This window comes from Gordonia sp. (in: high G+C Gram-positive bacteria) (assembly GCF_047602025.1).
GTDB lineage: Bacteria > Actinomycetota > Actinomycetes > Mycobacteriales > Mycobacteriaceae > Gordonia.
In genome coordinates this window covers 350,076-367,969 of sequence record NZ_JASGII010000001.1, presented here as the reverse complement: position 1 = coordinate 367,969, position 17,894 = coordinate 350,076, and the positions used below count along the sequence as shown (strand labels likewise).

General features: G+C 69.3%; 20 protein-coding genes. 12 read left to right on the top strand and 8 right to left on the bottom strand.

Translation table 11 applies throughout. The features are described 5' to 3' along the window. Window position 1: 1 nt before the first annotated feature. Complete coding sequence (locus QM728_RS01825) at window positions 2–841, bottom strand: SGNH/GDSL hydrolase family protein (protein WP_415030345.1); 840 nt, start codon at window positions 839–841, stop codon at window positions 2–4. Window positions 842–983: 142 nt separating this feature from the next. Here QM728_RS01825 and QM728_RS01820 point away from each other — a divergent pair, with 142 nt between their 5' ends. Then, window positions 984–2,042, top strand: a complete 1,059-nt coding sequence (locus QM728_RS01820) for an alpha/beta hydrolase family protein (protein ID WP_415030344.1) — start codon at window positions 984–986, stop codon at window positions 2,040–2,042. A gap of 18 nt (window positions 2,043–2,060) precedes the next feature. Beyond that, window positions 2,061–3,347 carry a PucR family transcriptional regulator gene (locus QM728_RS01815; protein ID WP_415030343.1) on the top strand — a complete coding sequence of 429 codons (1,287 nt, stop codon included), beginning with the start codon at window positions 2,061–2,063 and terminating at the stop codon, window positions 3,345–3,347. Here QM728_RS01815 and QM728_RS01810 read toward each other — a convergent pair. The 4 genes from QM728_RS01810 to groL form a co-directional block, all read right to left on the bottom strand. Next, complete coding sequence (locus QM728_RS01810) at window positions 3,318–4,133, bottom strand: hypothetical protein (protein WP_415030342.1); 816 nt, start codon at window positions 4,131–4,133, stop codon at window positions 3,318–3,320. The genes QM728_RS01815 and QM728_RS01810 overlap by 30 nt on opposite strands. Further along, window positions 4,109–4,930 carry a hypothetical protein gene (locus tag QM728_RS01805; protein ID WP_415030341.1) on the bottom strand — a complete coding sequence of 274 codons (822 nt, stop codon included), beginning with the start codon at window positions 4,928–4,930 and terminating at the stop codon, window positions 4,109–4,111. The genes QM728_RS01810 and QM728_RS01805 overlap by 25 nt, the downstream gene beginning before the upstream one ends. A 12-nt stretch (window positions 4,931–4,942) precedes the next feature. Beyond that, window positions 4,943–5,386 carry an SRPBCC family protein gene (locus QM728_RS01800; protein WP_415030340.1) on the bottom strand — a complete coding sequence of 148 codons (444 nt, stop codon included), beginning with the start codon at window positions 5,384–5,386 and terminating at the stop codon, window positions 4,943–4,945. Between the two features lie 115 nt (window positions 5,387–5,501). Beyond that, window positions 5,502–7,127, bottom strand: a complete 1,626-nt coding sequence (gene groL / locus QM728_RS01795; protein ID WP_415030339.1) for a chaperonin GroEL — start codon at window positions 7,125–7,127, stop codon at window positions 5,502–5,504. A gap of 240 nt (window positions 7,128–7,367) precedes the next feature. On the opposite strand from groL, the gene QM728_RS01790 reads away from it, so the two are divergent. Next, window positions 7,368–8,402: a hypothetical protein gene (locus QM728_RS01790; protein WP_415030338.1), complete on the top strand. Its 1,035-nt coding sequence runs from the start codon at window positions 7,368–7,370 to the stop codon at window positions 8,400–8,402. Here QM728_RS01790 and phoA read toward each other — a convergent pair whose 3' ends face one another. After that, window positions 8,403–9,866, bottom strand: coding sequence for an alkaline phosphatase (gene phoA / locus QM728_RS01785; RefSeq protein WP_415032817.1), 1,464 nt, complete (start codon window positions 9,864–9,866; stop codon window positions 8,403–8,405). A 94-nt stretch (window positions 9,867–9,960) separates the two neighbouring features. Here phoA and QM728_RS01780 point away from each other — a divergent pair, with 94 nt between their 5' ends. Then, window positions 9,961–10,326 (top strand): hypothetical protein, encoded by a 366-nt coding sequence (locus QM728_RS01780; RefSeq protein ID WP_415030337.1) that lies wholly within the window; start codon window positions 9,961–9,963, stop codon window positions 10,324–10,326. A gap of 4 nt (window positions 10,327–10,330) precedes the next feature. Here QM728_RS01780 and QM728_RS01775 read toward each other — a convergent pair whose 3' ends face one another. Continuing rightward, window positions 10,331–11,740 (bottom strand): amidase, encoded by a 1,410-nt coding sequence (locus QM728_RS01775; protein ID WP_415030336.1) that lies wholly within the window; start codon window positions 11,738–11,740, stop codon window positions 10,331–10,333. A gap of 82 nt (window positions 11,741–11,822) precedes the next feature. On the opposite strand from QM728_RS01775, the gene QM728_RS01770 reads away from it, so the two are divergent. Genes QM728_RS01770 through QM728_RS01735 form a run of 8 tightly spaced genes read left to right on the top strand, consistent with a single transcriptional unit; the run spans window position 11,823 to window position 17,388 of the window. Beyond that, window positions 11,823–13,022: an acyl-CoA dehydrogenase family protein gene (locus QM728_RS01770; RefSeq protein WP_415030335.1), complete on the top strand. Its 1,200-nt coding sequence runs from the start codon at window positions 11,823–11,825 to the stop codon at window positions 13,020–13,022. A gap of 12 nt (window positions 13,023–13,034) precedes the next feature. Then, entirely contained in the window at window positions 13,035–14,150 is a 1,116-nt protein-coding gene (locus QM728_RS01765) for an acyl-CoA dehydrogenase family protein (RefSeq protein WP_415030334.1), read from the top strand. Window positions 14,151–14,154: 4 nt separating this feature from the next. Further along, window positions 14,155–14,580: a DUF350 domain-containing protein gene (locus tag QM728_RS01760; protein ID WP_415030333.1), complete on the top strand. Its 426-nt coding sequence runs from the start codon at window positions 14,155–14,157 to the stop codon at window positions 14,578–14,580. Between the two features lie 26 nt (window positions 14,581–14,606). After that, on the top strand, window positions 14,607–15,071 hold the full coding sequence (locus tag QM728_RS01755) for an SRPBCC family protein (protein ID WP_415030332.1): 465 nt from the start codon (window positions 14,607–14,609) through the stop codon (window positions 15,069–15,071). 2 nt (window positions 15,072–15,073) lie between these two features. Beyond that, window positions 15,074–15,790, top strand: coding sequence for a phosphatidylserine decarboxylase (locus QM728_RS01750; protein ID WP_415030331.1), 717 nt, complete (start codon window positions 15,074–15,076; stop codon window positions 15,788–15,790). Next, window positions 15,787–16,689 carry a CDP-alcohol phosphatidyltransferase family protein gene (locus QM728_RS01745; protein WP_415030330.1) on the top strand — a complete coding sequence of 301 codons (903 nt, stop codon included), beginning with the start codon at window positions 15,787–15,789 and terminating at the stop codon, window positions 16,687–16,689. The genes QM728_RS01750 and QM728_RS01745 overlap by 4 nt, the downstream gene beginning before the upstream one ends. 25 nt (window positions 16,690–16,714) lie before the next feature. Continuing rightward, window positions 16,715–17,128, top strand: a complete 414-nt coding sequence (locus QM728_RS01740) for a DUF302 domain-containing protein (RefSeq protein WP_415030329.1) — start codon at window positions 16,715–16,717, stop codon at window positions 17,126–17,128. After that, window positions 17,128–17,388 (top strand): metal-sensitive transcriptional regulator, encoded by a 261-nt coding sequence (locus QM728_RS01735; RefSeq protein ID WP_415030328.1) that lies wholly within the window; start codon window positions 17,128–17,130, stop codon window positions 17,386–17,388. The genes QM728_RS01740 and QM728_RS01735 overlap by 1 nt, the downstream gene beginning before the upstream one ends. 7 nt (window positions 17,389–17,395) lie before the next feature. Here the strand turns inward: QM728_RS01735 and QM728_RS01730 are convergent, their stop codons facing one another. After that, a complete protein-coding gene (locus tag QM728_RS01730) occupies window positions 17,396–17,815 on the bottom strand; it encodes a hypothetical protein (protein ID WP_415030327.1) in 420 nt (139 codons plus the stop codon). Window positions 17,816–17,894: the final 79 nt, after the last annotated feature.

Genomic DNA, 17,894 nt, shown 5'->3' with positions numbered 1-17,894 from the left:
CTCAGCGCTCGATGGTCCGCGCCGCGTAGCGGCCGATGGCGGCCATGCCGAGCGCGGTCGGGTGGATCGGCACGCCGACGCCCGACGGGACGAGCCCGAATTCGTACTGCCGGTTGGCCGGCGCGCACATGTCGTGGCCGCGGCCGATCGGCACGATGTCGATGAACTGCATGCCGCGCGTCTTGGCCTGGGCCGCCATGACCTTGTTCGCGCGGTTGATCACGCTCTGCAGGTAGTCGGCGTCGGCGGGCTTGACCGGCTGCGATGCGCACCCGCCCTTGCGGATGTAGTTGCCGTAGCCGATGACGGCGACCTTGGCGTTCGGCGCCGACCGCTTGATCGCGCCGAGCATGCGTCCCCACGCCGGGCCGTGGCCGTCGATACGGGCCATCAGCTGGTCGTGCCCGCCGCGGCGGTAGCGCTGGCTGCACGGCTGGGCGCCCGGCAGGTCCACACAGGACAGGGCGATCGGGAAGGCGCCGACGTCGTTGAGGCCGACGGTCAGCGTGACCAGTTTGGTGCGGCCGGAGAGCTTCGTCGTCTGCACCGGCATCGCGCCCGACGTCGTCCGCTGCTGCGTGCGGTACACGTCCTGCGACTTGGCCGACGAGCAGGTTGCGTCGGTGAGCCGCAGGCCCAGCCGGGCGGCGATGACGGTCGGATAGTTGCGCTCCGAGCGCAGGCACCCGGGGGCGCCGCGGTCCTGCGGGCTGATCAGCGGGCCGGCCGCGGCGGAGTCGCCCAGTGCGACGTATTCGTCGGCGGGCGCTGCGGCGGCGGGTGCCGCGACGACCGCTCCGGCGGCCAGCAGGCCCGATGCAAGAGCCAGGATTCGACGCACGACTCTCCCCTCTCGATTGGTGTCGGGCATGAGGCTATCCCCGATCCCCCGCCCGCGATTGGTGATTGAACCCAATCAACACCCTGTACTTTTGTGTATCAACACAACGCGTTTGCGGGCGTCGGGACCGAAGATTATCCCCATGACGGGGATCACATTTCGGGGGTTGCTGGCGGTTGCCGCCACGTCGGCGTTGCTCGCCCTTCCGGCGGCCGCGGCGCGGGCCGTCCCACCGCCGCCTACCCAGTCCGGCGACACGACCAGCGTGAACACCGAGTTCGGCAAGCCCGGCCCGCTCAAGGTGCGGACCAACTACGCGTCGGGGCCCTGCGACCGATCGCTGATGGGTCAGATCATGGGCCTGCAGGCGCGCATGGAGGGCAACCACGAGATCGCGTCGTGCTCCGACGCCTTCCCGTACGGCTTCGGGTCACCGGTCGGCGTGCAGATTTTCGCACCGGTGGGCAAAAAGGCGAAGGGGCCGTTCCCGGCGGTGGTCTTCATGCCGGGGATCGCGGGCAACGCCGCGCAGTACACCGCGCTCGCCCGCAACTGGGCCAGCCACGGCTTCATCGTCGCTATGCCGTTCACATTCTGGAACTCGTTGATCGAGGTGCCCACGCTCGGGACCGCCGTCCTCGCCCACCTCAACGCGCGGCCCGGCGACCCGCTGTACCGCAAGGTCGACTTCTCGCGGATGACGTACGCGGGGCACTCCGCCGGCGGTCAGGGCGCGCTGCAGGCGGCGTCGGTCTATCAGAACGCCGGGCGGGCGATCACCCCGAAGTTCCGGGTCGTCGGGGTGTTCACCATCCAGAACGGGCCGCTCGCCGTCGGGGCGACCGTGCACGTTCCGGCGCTCATCCTCGGCGGGCGGAAGGACGTCGTCGTGCCCGCGTGGGCCTGGCAGAAGTCCTACCAGTTCAACGGCATGCAGACCGCGCCCGCGTACTTCGCCGTCGCCCGGAAGGCCGCCCACCTGGACGTCGCACGGTCGGCGAAGACGAACCCGTTCATCGGCGTGACCACCGCGTGGCTGCTCTACACCTCCTACCGCGATCCCGAGGCGGCGACGTGGTTCACCGGCAAGGCCTGGCGCCTGCCCCGGGACAAGAGCTTCGACGAGGTGCTGCGCAACCGGATCGCCGCTCGCACGGTCGTGCGCACGGGTCCGCGAACGGCGCCCTACCAGCCGCGCTGATGTGGGACCGTGGACGGCATGACGGCAGCCGCCCGGCCCACCGGTGAAACGCAGATCCGCTTGGTCGACCACCTCGCCCAGCGGACCGCCGCGGTCGTCGCGGACACGGTCCGGCAGATTTGTTCCGAAGTCGACTTCTACCGGTCGCTGCCGGCCGAGACCGTGGACACCGACGTCACCCGGATCGTGCGGCGCAACTACGAGATGCTGCTGCGCAGCGTGGCCACCGGTCGACCGCCGTCGGCCGAGGACCTGGCCGAGCTGACCTCTTCGGCGCGCAACCGTGCCGATGAGGAGGTTCCGATCGCCGACGTGCTCGACGCCTACCACTACGGCGCCCAGCACTGGTGGAGCATCGTCGCCGAGCTGCACGAGGGCGGCAACGGTTTCGCGGAGGGCAGCCTGCCGCAGATCGGCACGATGTTCTTCGAGTGGTTGCGGGCCGCGACCCGTGCGGTGATCGCCGGGTACGACGTCGACGGGGCGCCCGCCCACGACGCGCCGCCGACTGGTCACCGGGAGCTGCTCGACGCCCTCGTCGACGGCGGTGACTATGCGGCGGTCGCACACCGCTTCCGGCTCGAGGTCGAGCCCCGGTACTGGGCCGTCGCGATCGCCGTCGACGCCAGTGACGATGAGACCGACGCGCGGGTCTCCCGCTCGGTGGCGACGGCGCGCAAGGTGCGCCGGCTCCAGCGCCTGCTCGACGGCATGAGCCGCGGCGAGGCCATGCACGCGATCACCGCGTCGGGCGGTCTGGCCCTGGTGCCGCTGCGACCCGCGGCGCGCGGCAAGGCCGAGGGCTCCGACGACCCGCAGTTCGCCGAGCTGCGCACGCGGCTGGCGCAACTCGTCGACCGGATGGACGCGCCGACGGTGTGCGCGGTCGACCTGGTGACCGCCGACGAGGTCGCGGCGGTGGTCCCCCAGTTGCGGGACCTGCTGACGATCGCGCGGCGGCGCTCGCCCCGCCGATCGGTGGTGCGGTTCGACGACCTCGCGGTTGAGTTCCAGCTGAGCCGCCCCAGCCGCGCCAGCCGGGTCAGCGCCGCGCGGCTCGCACCCATCGCCGACGACGACGTGCTGTGGCAGACCCTCGAGGCCTACCTCGACAACGACTGCAGCACCGCGGCCACCGCGGAGGTGCTCCACGTGCACCCGAACACGGTGCAGTACCGGCTGCGCAAGATCGCCGAACTCACCAAGTTGAACCTGAACCGCCCGGGCGACGTGCTCACGGCGCTCGGCGCGGTGCTGGCCGCCGGCGACCGTCGTTCAGCGGCCGGCGATCACCCGGCCGAGTAGGCCCAGCACCATCAGGGCGGCACCAACGCCGCCGACGACCAGTGCCCACTGGTGCAGGTTCTCGACGAGACCGTCGATGGTCACCTCGGCGACCTGGCGGACGCCGCCTTCGGCGACGACGAATTCGTCCTTGGCGCGCGTCGCGAAGAAGAACCCGGCCGCCCAGGACAGGGCCGCGGACAGGACGGCACCGAATCCGAGCCAGGCGAGCATGCCCGCGCGACGGCGGGAGAAGACCAGGGCCAGCAGCGAGCCGAGCGCGGCGAGGGCGACGCTCAGGTACGCCCACGTGGAGATCTGCTTGCCGGTCTCGTGGTAGCGACCGGCTTCGAGTGCCTTGTCGCGCTGGCTGACCGGGACGAGGATCGGGCCGGAGATCTGATTGGCGAGCAGCGGGTTGATCTGGCCGGCGACGCGCTTGACCATGTTGCTCAGGTCCAGCTGCATCACGGAGGTGTTGGTCCCGCCCGGCGGCTCGTTGAACAACCACTTGTGCTGCTGGTGGGCGAGGTCGACGAAGTCGGCGGTGAAGCCCTCCGAGTGCGTGTACCGGTCGGCGGCCGGACGCACGACGACCGCCGCGGCGCCGGTGGTGCGCTCGGTGATCTCGTCGGTGATCGTCTTGGCCATGTACTCGCGCACCTCGGGGCTCTCGCCCATCCGCACGGCGGTCGCCTCGAAGCCCTTCGGCTCGATGACCCGCTCCTTGACCCAGGTCAGCGGGAGGGCGATGACGATCGCGGCGATGGCGATGAGGCCCGTCAGGAAGGCGAGAAGACTGCGCATGCGGCCAGCGTACCCACACCGATGAGCATCAGTGCGGCACCGACACCGCCGACGATCACCACCCATTGCCGCAGATCGCCGACGAGTTTGGCAGCCGTCGTCTCGACGACGCGTTGGGCACCCGGGTCGGCGACCGCCGCCGTCGCGACCGATGCGCCGCGCGCGGCCGCGAACCACCACACCGCCGCCGATACGGCGCCGCCGGCGCCGAGCCAGATCAGCGTCGCCGCCCGGTTGCCGGAACACAGCAGCGCCACGACGGCGGCGACCGCGCCCACGGCAACGGCCAGCCGCGCCCACCGCGGAATCTGGTGGCCCAGCCGCTCGTAGCGACCCGCGTGCAACGCCGGGCTGGTGACGGTGAGCGGGACGAGGATGGGCCCGCGGATCTGCTTGGCGATGAGCGGGCTGAGCTGGGCGGCGACGCGGCGGACCATCGTCGAGATGTCGAGCGTCATCACCGCCGGATCGCTGCCCGGGGGCGGCGGTTGGAGAAGGCGGTCGTGTTGGGCGTCGAGGAGGTCGACGCAGTCGGGGACGAAGTCGGGGGAGCGGGTGTAGCCGACCGCGAGCGGGCGGGCCAGGTTGGCGACCGTCGCGCCGGCCGCCTTGCCGATCTGGTTGGTGATCGTCGCGGCGATGTAGTTGCGCGCCGACGGGTCGTCGGCGACCTCCGCCGCGGTGTCGCGGAACCGACCGGCGTCGATGACGCGCGTGGAGATCCACAGCAGGGGCAGAGCGGCGATCACCGCACCGATGGCGACGACGGTCGCGAGGACCGTCAGGAAGGTGAGCATCCCGCAGGCGGGTCAGTCGGCTGCGCGGGCGAGGACTTCCTTGGTCAGGCCCTTCTTGGCGGTCTCGACGGCGGTCTTCTGACCCTGCTTGACGAGCAGGCCGGGCAGCTTGACCTTGAGGTCGACGTCGAGGACGAACTCGACGTGGGAGCCACCCTTGCCGTTGTCGGTGATCGTGTAAACGCCGTGCTGGCTGGCCAGCTTGTCGCCCTCCACGAGGTCCCAGGTGCAGGAGTTGTCGGTCCACTGGTAGGCGAGGGTCTGCACGTCGGAGATCGGCCCGACGGTGACGTCGACCTTCACGGTCTTGGGCAGGCCGTCGTCGTACTCCTCGACCACCTCGGCCGACTTGTGCGGACCGGACCACTCGGGCAGGGACTCGACGTCCTGCAGGACTTCCATCACGAGCGACGGCGGTGCGTCGATGTCGAACGTCGTTTTCGCGGAGACAGCCATGCCGGTGAATCTACCCTGCGCACGGCGTCGATTGGGACGGGTGACCAAAAGAATCGGGGTCGGTCGCCCTGGTGGACGACCGACCCCGATTGTGGTGCTTCGAGAAGCGGTGGGCTTAGAAGCCCATGCCGCCCATCTCGTCGCCGCCCGGCATGGCCGGGGCCGGGTTCTTCTCCGGCTTGTCGGCGACGACGACCTCGGTGGTGAGGAACAGGGCCGCGATCGACGCAGCGTTCTGCAGCGCCGAGCGGGTGACCTTCACCGGGTCGTTGATGCCGGCCTTGAGCAGGTCCTCGTACTCGCCGGTGGCGGCGTTGAGGCCGGTGCCCTTCTTGGCGTTGCGGATCTTGTCGGCGACGACGCCCGGCTCGAGACCGGCGTTGATCGCGATCTGCTTGGCCGGAGCCTCCAGCGCGACACGGACGATGTTGGCACCGGTGGCCTCGTCCCCCTCGAGCTTCAGCTTGTCGATGGCGCCCTCGGACTGCAGCAGCGCAGTGCCACCGCCGGGGACGATGCCCTCTTCGACGGCCGCCTTCGCGTTGCGAACGGCGTCCTCGATGCGGTGCTTGCGCTCCTTCAGCTCGACCTCGGTGGCCGCGCCGGCCTTGATGACCGCAACACCGCCGGCCAGCTTGGCCAGGCGCTCCTGCAGCTTCTCACGGTCGTAGTCGGAGTCGCTGTTCTCGATCTCGCCGCGGATCTGGGCCACACGGCCCTGGATCTGCTCGTTGTTGCCGGCACCGTCGACGATGGTGGTCTCGTCCTTGGTGACGACGACCTTGCGAGCGGTACCGAGCAGGTCCAGACCGGCGTTCTCCAGCGAGAGGCCGACCTCTTCGCTGATGACCTCGCCACCGGTGAGGATGGCGATGTCGGTCAGCATGGCCTTGCGGCGGTCGCCGAAGCCCGGAGCCTTGACGGCGACGGACTTGAAGGTGCCGCGGATCTTGTTGACCACCAGGGTCGACAGGGCCTCGCCCTCGACGTCCTCGGCGATGATCAGCAGCGGCTTGCCCGACTGGATGACCTTCTCCAGCAGCGGGAGCAGGTCCTTGACCGTCGAGATCTTGCTCGAGACGAGCAGGATGTACGGGTCCTCGAGGACGGCTTCCTGGCGGTCGGGGTCGGTCACGAAGTAGCCCGAGATGTAGCCCTTGTCGAAGCGCATGCCCTCGGTCAGCTCCAGCTGAAGGCCGAAGGTGTTCGACTCCTCAACGGTGATGACGCCTTCCTTGCCGACCTTGTCCATCGCCTCGGCGATGAGCTCGCCGATGGCGGGGTCGCCGGCCGAGATGCCAGCGGTCTGAGCGATCTGCTCCTTGGTCTCGACCTCCTTGGCGCTCTTCAGCAGCGACTCGGAGACCGTGTCGACGGCCTGCTCGATGCCGCGCTTCAGACCCAGCGGGTTCGCACCGGCCGCGACGTTGCGCAGACCCTCGGAAACGAGAGCCTGGGCGAGCACGGTGGCGGTGGTGGTGCCGTCGCCGGCAACGTCGTCAGTCTTCTTGGCGACTTCCTTGACCAGCTCGGCGCCGATCTTCTCGTAGGGGTCCTCCAGCTCGATCTCCTTGGCGATGGACACACCATCGTTGGTGATCGTGGGGGCGCCCCACTTCTTCTCCAGAACAACGTTGCGACCCTTGGGTCCCAACGTCACCTTCACTGCGTCGGCGAGGCTGTTGAGACCCCGCTCGAGGCCGCGGCGGGCCTCTTCGTCGAACGCGATTTGCTTGGCCATTGGTAAGTGATCCTCCGATTGGGGGTGACACCAGGTTTCAGGGCCGGGCTCGGTGCCCGCGACGGACGACCGGCGTGTCAACGACCGATCTCACCGTCCCGACCTGGCACTCAAGGTAGGAGAGTGCCAACACCGTTTTAGCACTCTCCTACGGCGAGTGCAAGGTCGGGGTGCCTGCCCGGATAGGCTCATCGGCATGACGTCTGGTGACGACGCCGCGCGGCTCGGGAGACTGGCCTAATGGGACCGTTCGGCTCGTTCGAGGTGCAGCGCACCCGTTGCGTCAGCAGCCCCTACTACCTGTTCCCACTCGGCGTGCTGCTGGCCGTCAGCGTGTTCAGCGCGGTCGTCGGCGTCGCACTCGCCCGTGGCGACGACTGGCCCCAGGCCATCGGCTTGGTGGCGGCCATCACCGTTGTCGCCGGTCTCATCTTCCGATTCGCGCACGACACCCAGTGGGCGGTGCACGTGGTCGACATCGGGGCCCTCTGCCTGATCTTCGGGTGGGCTTGGACCGACAGCGAACCGTTCCGGGCGCTCAGCGTTCTCCCGATTGCCGTGGGGATGGCCGGACTCATCGGCTATCGCGTGTACCACTCCTGGCGGGCGGACTGGCGGCTGCCGGGGCTCCCGACCCCCGCGTCGGGCGAGACGGTGCTGCTCGAGGTCCGCCCCGCACCGAAGTTCGTCTTCATCCGGTCAGTCCTCGTGCTGGGCGTGGCCCTGGGCTGTGCCATTGCGCTCTACTTCGCGATGAGGCCTCCCGGGGACCGCCTCTCACCGAGCCTCGGCTTCGCGGGGATCGCATTCGCCGGCACGATCGGCTCCGCGGCCGCGAAGAAGGTGCTGTGGTACCTGACCAACTTTCGTCGGACGTTCGTGTGGTTCTCCGCCGAGGGCGTCGGGTACCTGCCCGCCGACGAGCACGACCCGGGCTACCGACGGTGGGACGAAGTCGAGAAGTTCGCCTACCGGCGGGACGAGGACGCATGGCTCCCCGCCGACAACTCGGGCACCCCGAGCTACTGGGTGACCAGCGACGAGTGGACGATCACACCGACGAACAGTGCGCCGTCGGTCGTCTCGATGTTCCCGGGGATTCGCCCCTCGTACAAGGAGGTCTTCACGCTGGTCATGGGGGTCGCCCCCGACGTGGAGACCGACTGCCCGAACCCGTGGAACGACGTCAGCCCGCAATGGAAGGTGTACCGCGACATGCGCGAGTACGAGAAGGCGGGCGGCACCGCCGCCGACTTCTTTGCGCGGCGCCGCTGACTACTTCTTCTTCCGGTCCAACCCGAGGGTGTCGGTGATGAGGAAGAACGTGTCCGTCTGATCGGTGAGGCCCACGACGTTCGCGGCGCCCGGCCCGTAGGCGGCGATGCGGACCTGGACGCCGCTGTGCTGCTGGTCCTCACCCTTGAGCGCGGTGCCGTAGTTGACGGTCATCGGGACGCCGTCGGCGGTCATCAGGTTCTTCGTCAGTCCCGACGTGTCAACGCCGGTCCCGACGATCTGGCTGGACTGCGCGTGGTCGCCGGTCACGATCACGAGCGTGTCCTTGTGCTTCTTCGCGTATTCGAGCGCGACGGTCGTCGCGTCGGACAACTGGACCGTCTCCCCGATCTGGCCGCACGGATCGGCGCTGTGCGCGGCCTTGTCGATCGACGCCGACTCGACCTGCAGGAAGAAGCCGCGTTTCGGCTGCGACAGCAGGTCGATCGCCTTGCGGGTCATATCGCCGAGCACGGGCGTCTGGTCGGTGAACTTCTTGTTCGGCGAGCACTTCACCGGCGGCTCGTTGGCCCCGCCCTGGACCGCTTTCTCCTTGCCCCAGAGTCGCGGGAGGGTGCCGTTGTCGAAGACGCCGAGCAGCGGCTCGTCCTGGTCGGCGCGCCGCACGCTCATCAGCTCGGCCGCCGAGTGGACGATGTGGAACCCGCGCTCCTTGGCCTGAGCCTCCAACGTGAGGCCGCGGTACTTGCCGCCGGCCGCGGTCTCCTGGAAGTACTTCCACCCGCCGCCGAGCGTCACGTCGGGGCGCGTCTGCAGGAGCTGTTCGGTGATCGACCCGCGGCCTCCGTTCTCGACGGCGTCCTGCGGACACTTCTCCGACGTCTTCTTCGGCCCCTCGCACTTGCGGTTCGACACGTGCGACACCTGCACGGCCGGCGTCGCATCCTGCAGCGGCGCGGTCGTCACATTCCCGGTGGCCAGGCCGTTCGCCTTGGCGATCTCGATGATGGTCCGCTGTGGCCGTCCGCCGAGGTCGACGGAGATGGACTTGTTGGCCGTCTTCGTGCCGGTCGCCAGCGCCGTGCCCGACGCCGCCGAGTCCGTCGTGTAATTCGGCTTGCCGGTGTCCTTGTCGAGCGAGTAGGTCGTGTACGAGCCGGTCAACGGCAGTTCGTCGACGCCGGGGATGATTCCGCCCGCGCCCCACTGGTAGTTGCGGGCGATCGTGTACTCCTGATCCGACGTCCCGTCGCCGATGAGCAGGATGACGTTCTTGGCGCCCGACCGCTGCAGCGAGTCGGCAATGGCTTCGGCCTGGTCCTTGTTCAGTCGTCGGGCGCCGCCGTTGTCGCGGGGATTGCCCTTGGCGTCGCGCTGGATCTTGACGCCCGCGGCCTCGTCGCCGGTACCGCCGGGATACGGGTCCGAGCCACACCCGGCGACGCTCAGGGCGACCGCCGAGACGAGGATTGCCGACTTCAGCGTCGCGCCCTTGATGTCCATGGGTTCATGCCACCACGCGGCGGGCCGCGGCGCCACCGGATCAGCGGTGCGTAAATCCCTTGGCACGACGACGAAGTGCTGGGACAGTCGAGCCATGATCCCCACGGACTGGCAACCGCACTATCGCAGCAGCGGCCACCACAGCGAAGGCGAACTCGTCGGCTACCTCAAGCCCGCCGACGACGATCTCGTCGTGCCCGTGAACCTGGTCGGCTGGCCGTTGGCCGAGGCGACCGACGTCGACGAGGCGTCGGAGCTGCTGGATGGGCTGGGGCTGTCGAGCCTGATCGACCGCTGGGAACTGATCCGCCCGGGCAGCGACCCGCTGCGCGTGAGCATCGTCGAGGTCGACGGGGAGCGTGTGCGCCTGCAGACCTACACCGGCGGCGCCATCGGTGGCGAGGTCGAGGAATTCATCCTCGACGTCCCGGTGTCGTCGGAGGTGCTGGTCCGGCTCTAGGTCGCTAGTCCTGGATCCGCGCGAACGGGCGCTGCGCTTCCAGCTCGTAGGCGAGCTCGAGCAGCGTCTGCTCCTGCCCGACGTCGGCGGAGAAGTGCAGGCCGATCGGCAGTCCCTCTTTGGACTGCGCCAACGGCAGCGTGATCGCCGGGGTGCCCGACGTGTTGTTGGCCGGCGTGAAGGTCACGTAGTCGACGAGGCGCTTGAAGATCACGTCGAAGTCGCCACCGGGATCGAGATAGCCGATCTTCGGCGTGACGTGGCCGAGCGTCGGCGAGTAGACGACGTCGAAGTTGTTGAACAGGTCGCGGAACTGCCGCGTCGACTTCTTCAACCCCATCAGCACGCCCGGCGTCGCCCAGAAGCGTCGTAGGAACGACTTCGACAGCCCGAGGGTGAACGGGTCCAGCTTCTTGCGGTCGAAACCCTTGTCCAGCAGTCGCTTGCCGAACCGGTCCAACCCGAAGGCCAACATCGACCAGTAGTCGGTGAACTGCTGCACGTACGCGCGGTCCACCGGCAGCGGCACGCGGTCGATCATGTGCCCCTGGCCGGCGAGCAGCTCGGCGACCGACTCCAGGGCCGTCGACGTCTCCGGGTCCAGCAGCCCGCCGGTGATCGGCTCGGAGATCAGCGCGATGCGCAGCCTGCGCCCACTCGGCCCCTCGACGAGACCGAGGTCGGGCATCCCCTTCGCGGGCTGATAGCGCTGCATGTCGGCGATGAAGTGCGCCGAGTCGCGCACGCTGCGCGTCACCACGCCGTTGGAGATGAGGTCGATCGGCAGGCCCTCCCCCTCCGCCGACGCGACGACGCGATCCCGACTCGGCTTGAGCCCGACGAGCCCGCAGCACGCCGCCGGAATCCGGATCGAACCGCCGCCGTCGTTGGCGTGCGCGAGGGGCAGGGCACCGGCGGCCACCAGCGCGGCCGACCCGCCCGACGAGGCACCGCACGAGTAGTCGGTGTTCCACGGGTTCCGCGTCGGCGGCCGGTCGACGAACTCGGTCGTCGCGGTCAGCCCGAAGGCCGGCAGCGTCGTCGCACCCAGGATGTTGATACCCGACGCCAACAGCTGATCGGTGAACTTCTCGTTCTCCTTCGCCGGATTCGGCGGCACCGCCGCGGAGCCGTGCATCGTCGGGATGCCGGCGAAGCCGGTGTTGTTCTTGATCATCGCCGGCACGCCCCGCAGCGATCCGGCCGGGAACTCCCCCGCCGCCGCCCGTGCCAGACCGCGCTCGCGATCATCGAAGGCAACCGCGTTCAGTTCCGGGTTCACCGCGTCAATCCGCGCCAGCGCCGCCCGTGCGGCGTCCTCGGCCGAGAAGTCGCCGGCCCTGATCCTCTCCGCGACTCCGACCGCATCCAAGTCGCCCAGGCAATCGTCGGTAAACGCACTCACCTTGATCATGGCTGCCGACGCTACACGGCAACCACCGGCCGATCGGCGGGGTTTGCGCCAACGGCGCGGCCGGGCGGGGTATCAAAGAACCATGCAGTTGAAACTCACCGACGACGAGCTCGCCTTCCGCGACGAGATGCGGACCTTCTTCACCACGCAGGTGCCCGCGGAGATTCGCGAACGCAACGCCACGGGCGAACTGAAGTACCCCGACGACATCCGCACGACGATGCAGATCCTCAACGCCGCCGGGTACTGCGTCCCCAACTGGCCCACCGAATGGGGCGGACAGGACTGGACACCGATCCAGCATCACATCTGGCGCGAGGAGATGGCGCTGGCGTCGGTGCCCGACACTCTGCCGTTCAACACCGGCATGGTCGGCCCGGTCATCGCCGAGTTCGGCTCCCAGGAGCAGAAGGAGCGCTTCCTGCCGGCGACGGCCAACTGCGACATCTGGTGGTGTCAGGGCTTCTCCGAACCGGAAGCCGGCTCCGACCTCGCCTCCCTCAAGACCCGCGCGGTGCGCGATGGCGACGAGTGGGTCGTCAACGGCCAGAAGACGTGGACCACGCTCGGCCAGTACGCCGACTGGATCTTCAACCTCGTCCGCACCAACCCCGACGCCCCCAAGCGCCAGCAAGGCATCAGCTTCCTGCTCATCAAGATGGACACCCCCGGCATCGAGGTCCGCCCGATCCAGCTGATCGACGGCGGCTACGAGGTCAACGAAGTCTTCTTCAACGACGTCCGCGTCCCCGCCGACCAACTCGTCGGCGAGGAGAACGCCGGCTGGTCCTACGCCAAGTTCCTCCTCGGCAACGAGCGCACCGGCGTCGCCCGCGTCGGCCAGACCAAGGTGCAGCTCTCCCGCGCCAAGAAGCTGGCCGCCGAGACGAAGACCGCCAGCGGCACCCTCCTCGACGACCCGCTGTTCGCCGCGCGCCTGGCCGAACTCGAGAACGAACTGTTCGCCCTCGAACTCACCCAGCTGCGCGTCGTCGCGTCATCGGCCGACGGCAAGCCCAACCCGGCCTCCAGCCTGCTCAAACTCCGCGGCAGCGAACTGCAGCAGGCCGCCACCGAGATCATCGCCGACATCGCGGGCCCCGACTCGTTGGCCGTCGCGCCGCCCGACGCCGCCGCGGCGAACGGGACCGCCGACATCTCCGCCCCCGCGTGGGCCCAGCGCTCGGTGCCGGGCTACCTCAACTACCGCAAAGTCTCGATCTACAGCGGCAGCTCCGAGGTCCAGCGCCAGATCATCGACAAAGCCGTCCTCGGCCTCTAGGGAGCAACCACCATGGACTTCGAACTCAACGACGAACAGGTCATGCTCCGCGACACCGTGCGCGAGGTGCTGACCAAGGCCTACGACGTCGAGTCGCTGCGCAAGACCACCGACACCGAGCGGGGCTGGGACCCCAAGGTGTGGCAGTCGCTCGCCGACATCGGCATCCTCGGCCTCACCATCGACGAGGCCGACGGCGGCATGGGCGCCGGTCCGGTCGAACTCGCCGCGGTAATGGGCGAGATCGGGCGCAGCCTCGCCCCCGAGCCCTACCTCAACGGCGTCGTCGTGCCCGCCGCGCTCATCTCGGCCGCGGCCGACGGCGACGCACGATCCGAGCTGCTCGGCGGCCTGGCGTCCGGCGACCTCATCATGGCCTTCGCGCACACCGAGGAGGGCGACCGCTGGCCGGCGGCCAAGGTCGAGGCGACGGCGACGGGCGGCAAGCTGACCGGCGTGAAGACCCAGGTGCTCGCCGGCGACGCCGCGCACCGGCTCGTGGTCTCCGCCCGCGACGAGTCCGGCACCGTCGGCCTTTACCTCGTCGACGCCGACGCCGACGGCGTCACCCGCACCCCGTTCCGCACCCACGACCGGCGCCGGGGTGCGCAGATCGCCTTCGACGGCGCCGCCGCGACGCCGCTCGGCAGCGGTGACGCCGACCCGGCGATCGGGGACGTCGGGGTGCTGGCGCAAACAGCACTCTGCGCCGAGGCCGTCGGCGCGATGCAGCGCGCGCTGGAACTCACCGTCGAATACCTCAAGACGCGCAAGCAGTTCGGCGTCACCCTCGCGACGTTCCAGACGCTCACCCAGCGCGCCGCCGACATGTACGTCCTGCTCGAGTTGGCCAGCAGCATGTCGGCCTACGCGACCGGGATGCTCGCCGACGGGGTCATCGACGAGACCGTCGCCTCGCGGGCCAAACTCCAGGTCTGCCGGTCGGCCCGCCAGATCGGCCAGGAGGCGATCCAGATGCACGGCGGCATCGGCATGACGGCCGAATACCCCGTCGGGCACTACGTCAGCCGGCTCACCGCGATCGGCCACACCCTGGGCGACGCGGAAACCCACCTGTCCCGGCTCGCCAACTCGATCACCGAATACGACATGGTGTCGATAGGGTGAGGGCATGAAGAGTCTGCTGCTGAACAACCTGGCCGAGATCGCGTCCTACGGACTGCTCGGAATCCTCGTCCTGATCCTCGGCTACATCGCGCTCGACGTGGTGACGCCGGGCAAGCTCAAGATCACCCTCTGGGAGGAGAGCCAGCAGGACGGCGTGATCCTGACCGCCGGCTTCCTGGTGTCCCTCGGCGTCGTCTACGCGGCCGCGGTCCGCGCCGGCGGCATGACCGAATACCTGTGGCAGGGCCTGCTGTTCGCGTTCATCTACTCGATCGCCGCGATCGCGCTGATGATCTTCGCCTACTTCCTCATCGACTGGCTCACGCCGCACAAGCTGGGCGAGCTGCTGATGAACGGGAACTCGGCGATCGTGTGGGTGCCGACCGTCGTCTTCGTCGCGCTCGGCGTGGCGATGGCCAGTGTCCTCTAGCCGCGCGCACCAGTAGGCTGACCGCCATGGCTGAAGCAACCGAACTCATCGAAGCCTCGACGGAGATCTCCGCGAGCCCGGAGAAGGTCTGGTCCGTCGTCTCGGATCTGCGCCGCATGGGCGAGTGGAGCCCGCAGTGCCGCAAGATGTTCATCCGCGGCAACCCGATCGGCGTCGGCACCACGACGGTCAACATCAACCGCCGCGGCCCCCTGGTCTGGCCGACCCGCGCGAAGGTCGTCCGCTACGAGCCGAACCAGGCCATCGCCTGGCGCGTCGCCGAGAACCACACGGTGTGGACCTACGAGATCACCCCGAAGGGCAAGGGCGTCGTGCTGACCGAGCGCCGCGAGGCGCCGGGCGGCCGGGTCACCGCGCTCTCCAGCACCCTCACCGAAGCACTCCTCGGCGGCCGCGCGGGCTTCGAGAACGAGCTCAAGGTGGGCATGGCCGAGTCCCTCGGCAAGATCAAGCGCGCCGCCGAAGCCTAGTCGTGGCCCGGCGCCCGCACGATCCCGCCAACCCGCCGCCGTCGACCGGCCTGGCACACCTGACGGACCTGGCCAAGCAGACGATCCCGCCGCTGCACCCGGCCGGGCTCCCGTTCGTCGCCGCTCCGGCGGCCGTCGCCCTGGTGGCCCGCCGCCGCAAGTGGATCGCCCGCCCGGCGTGGGCGCTGTCGGCGGCCTGCGCCGCCTTCTTCCGCCACCCCTCGCGCGTCCCCCCGACGCGGACGGGCGCGGTGGTGGCCGCCGCCGACGGCGAGGTCGCCCTCGTCGACACCGCGGTGCCGCCGCCCGAACTCGGCCTGGGCACCGATGAGCTGCCGCGCGTCTCGACGTTCCTCTCGGTCTTCGACGTCCACGTCCAGCGCGTGCCCGTCTCGGGCACCGTGACGGCGCTGCAGCACACCCCCGGCGCCTTCCTGTCCGCCGACCTGCCCGCGGCCAGCACCGACAACGAGCGCACGGCGATGACGATCCGCACCGAGTCCGGCGCCGACGTCGGGGTCGTGCAGATCGCCGGGCTGATCGCCCGCCGCATCGTCAACAATGCCGCGGTCGGCCAGCAGCTGACCATCGGCGACACCTACGGGCTGATCCGCTTCGGCTCCCGCGTCGACGTCTACCTGCCGAAGGGCACCACCCCGTCGGTACTGGTCGGCCAGCGGACCGTCGGCGCCGAGACCGTCCTGGCGGTGCTGTCGTGAGGGTCGCCGGCACCGACCAGCGCCGGACCAGGCGATCCCGATACGTCCGCAGCCAGACGGTCAACCGGTCGCCACGGCTGATCGTCCCGTCCGCCCTCACGATCCTGGCCGTGTGCGCCGGGCTCACCGCGGTTCGCCTCGCCAGCGAGAAGCACGTCGACCTGGCCCTGGTCCTGGTCGTCGGCGCCGCGCTGCTCGACGGCATCGACGGCCGCATCGCCCGCTTGATGAACGCGGCGTCCAAGATCGGCGCCGAACTCGACTCGCTCGCCGACGTCATCAACTTCGGCGTCGTGCCGGCCCTGATCATCTCGGTGACGCTGATGGACGGCCAGGACCTCGGCTGGGCCGTCGTCCTCGTCTACTGCTGCTCGATCATGCTGCGCCTGGCCCGCTTCAACACCCTCTCCGACGACGAGAACGCGCCCGGCTACACCCGCGACTTCTTCGTCGGCGTCCCCGCGCCCGCGGCGGCACTCATCGCGCTCGGACCGGTCGGGCTGAAGTCGGGCATCGGCGAGGGCTGGTGGAGCTCCTTCCCGGCCATCTGCCTGTGGACGCTGCTCGCCGCCTTCCTGGCGGTCAGCCGGGTGCCGACGTCGTCGCTGAAGGCGACCACAAAGCTCTCCCGCGTCGCCCTGGCGCCGGCGCTGGTGCTGTTCACCATCGCCGCCGCGCTGCTGGTGACCTACCCGTACACGTTGATGTGGATCATCATCGTCGCCTACCTCGCGCACATCCCGTTCGCGTGGTGGGCCAACCGTTGGGTGCGCGCACGGCCCGAACACTGGGACACGCTGCCCGCCGAGCGCCGAGCGGTCCGTCGCCAAACGAGTCGCCGCCGCCCGATCATCCAGAAGTCGCAGGCCCGCCTCGGCCTGCGCCGCCCTGGCGCATAACCCCCCAGGGGGTTATGGTGGACTCATGGAGTTCACCCTGTCCGCCGACCTGCCCATCCCCTTCGACGACGCCGTCGCCGCCGCCCGCGAGGGCCTCGCCGACGCCGGCTTCGGCGTGCTGACCGAGATCGACATCAAGGCCACGCTCAAGAAGAAGCTCGACGTCGACGTCGCGCCGAAGCTGATCCTCGGCGCCTGCCAGCCGACCTTCGCCCACGCGGCGCTGCAGGCCGACCCCCGCGTCGCCGCCGTCATGCCGTGCAACGTCGTCGTCTCCGCCGACGGCGACGGGGCGTCGACGATCGAGATCCTCGACCCCGGCACGATGGAGCAGATGACCGGCACCCCGGAGCTCGCGCCCATCGCCGCGAAGGCCCGCGAACAACTGGCGACGATGCTCGGCAAGCTCGTGACCGCCGCCAAGGAAGAGGCACACTGATGCAGATCCCCGCCGACGAACTCAAGCCGGTCCTGACCCGCCTGCGCCGCGCGCACGGCCACCTGGCATCGGTGATCCGGATGCTCGAGGACGGCGCCGAGTGCGAGGACGCGCTGACCCAGCTCGCCGCGGTCAACAAGGCGCTGGCGCGCAGCGGGTACTCGCTGGTGGCCACCGGCCTGCAGCACTGCATGCGCGAGGACGGCCCGGACAACGTCGACGAGCAGAAGCTCGAGCGGTTGTTCCTGTCGCTCGCCTGAACCGCGGCTAGCTCAGATTGACCTGGTAGAACACGCTGTTGGGCCCGCCCGCGGCATTGGGCGAACTGCCGACGGTGACCCACAGGGTCTCCTTCTTGTCCTTCTTGGACAGGATCACCGTGCGGGTGCCGCCCTCCTCGGTCCGGCTGGACTCGCTGTAGCCGCTCTTGGTCAGCTTCTCAATCGCGGCGTCGAGGACGTTCGGACCGCCGTACTCGCCCTGCATGGTCACCGACCAACCGTCGGCCTTGGTGCCGGTCGCAGCGATCACGCGGCCGTCGATCAGCGGCACCTGCTTGCTGGGGAAATCACCGGGGAGCGCGATGTCGCCGACGGGACCGGACGACTCCGACGATCCACAACCGGACAGGAGGCCGACCAGGACGGCGACCACTGCCGCGAGCAGCCCTAGAGAAAAACGGGTCATGCCTTCAACGGTAGGGTAAACACCGCGGGTACCACCTCAGTGACACCCCGCCGATGACCGAAGTCGACCGATCTCGACG

Excerpts from the sequence above, each read along its gene's own strand:
- QM728_RS01765 (WP_415030334.1), top strand. The coding sequence starts at position 13,035 with ATGGACTTCGAACTCAACGACGAACAGGTCATGCTCCGCGACACCGTG.
- phoA (WP_415032817.1), bottom strand. The coding sequence starts at position 9,866 with ATGGACATCAAGGGCGCGACGCTGAAGTCGGCAATCCTCGTCTCGGCG.
- QM728_RS01740 (WP_415030329.1), top strand. The coding sequence starts at position 16,715 with ATGGAGTTCACCCTGTCCGCCGACCTGCCCATCCCCTTCGACGACGCC.
- QM728_RS01780 (WP_415030337.1), top strand. The coding sequence starts at position 9,961 with ATGATCCCCACGGACTGGCAACCGCACTATCGCAGCAGCGGCCACCAC.
- QM728_RS01775 (WP_415030336.1), bottom strand. The coding sequence starts at position 11,740 with ATGATCAAGGTGAGTGCGTTTACCGACGATTGCCTGGGCGACTTGGAT.
- QM728_RS01790 (WP_415030338.1), top strand. The coding sequence starts at position 7,368 with ATGGGACCGTTCGGCTCGTTCGAGGTGCAGCGCACCCGTTGCGTCAGC.
- QM728_RS01800 (WP_415030340.1), bottom strand. The coding sequence starts at position 5,386 with ATGGCTGTCTCCGCGAAAACGACGTTCGACATCGACGCACCGCCGTCG.
- QM728_RS01730 (WP_415030327.1), bottom strand. The coding sequence starts at position 17,815 with ATGACCCGTTTTTCTCTAGGGCTGCTCGCGGCAGTGGTCGCCGTCCTG.
- QM728_RS01760 (WP_415030333.1), top strand. The coding sequence starts at position 14,155 with ATGAAGAGTCTGCTGCTGAACAACCTGGCCGAGATCGCGTCCTACGGA.
- QM728_RS01815 (WP_415030343.1), top strand. The coding sequence starts at position 2,061 with ATGACGGCAGCCGCCCGGCCCACCGGTGAAACGCAGATCCGCTTGGTC.
- QM728_RS01820 (WP_415030344.1), top strand. The coding sequence starts at position 984 with ATGACGGGGATCACATTTCGGGGGTTGCTGGCGGTTGCCGCCACGTCG.
- groL (WP_415030339.1), bottom strand. The coding sequence starts at position 7,127 with ATGGCCAAGCAAATCGCGTTCGACGAAGAGGCCCGCCGCGGCCTCGAG.
- QM728_RS01735 (WP_415030328.1), top strand. The coding sequence starts at position 17,128 with ATGCAGATCCCCGCCGACGAACTCAAGCCGGTCCTGACCCGCCTGCGC.
- QM728_RS01770 (WP_415030335.1), top strand. The coding sequence starts at position 11,823 with ATGCAGTTGAAACTCACCGACGACGAGCTCGCCTTCCGCGACGAGATG.
- QM728_RS01755 (WP_415030332.1), top strand. The coding sequence starts at position 14,607 with ATGGCTGAAGCAACCGAACTCATCGAAGCCTCGACGGAGATCTCCGCG.
- QM728_RS01805 (WP_415030341.1), bottom strand. The coding sequence starts at position 4,930 with ATGCTCACCTTCCTGACGGTCCTCGCGACCGTCGTCGCCATCGGTGCG.
- QM728_RS01810 (WP_415030342.1), bottom strand. The coding sequence starts at position 4,133 with ATGCGCAGTCTTCTCGCCTTCCTGACGGGCCTCATCGCCATCGCCGCG.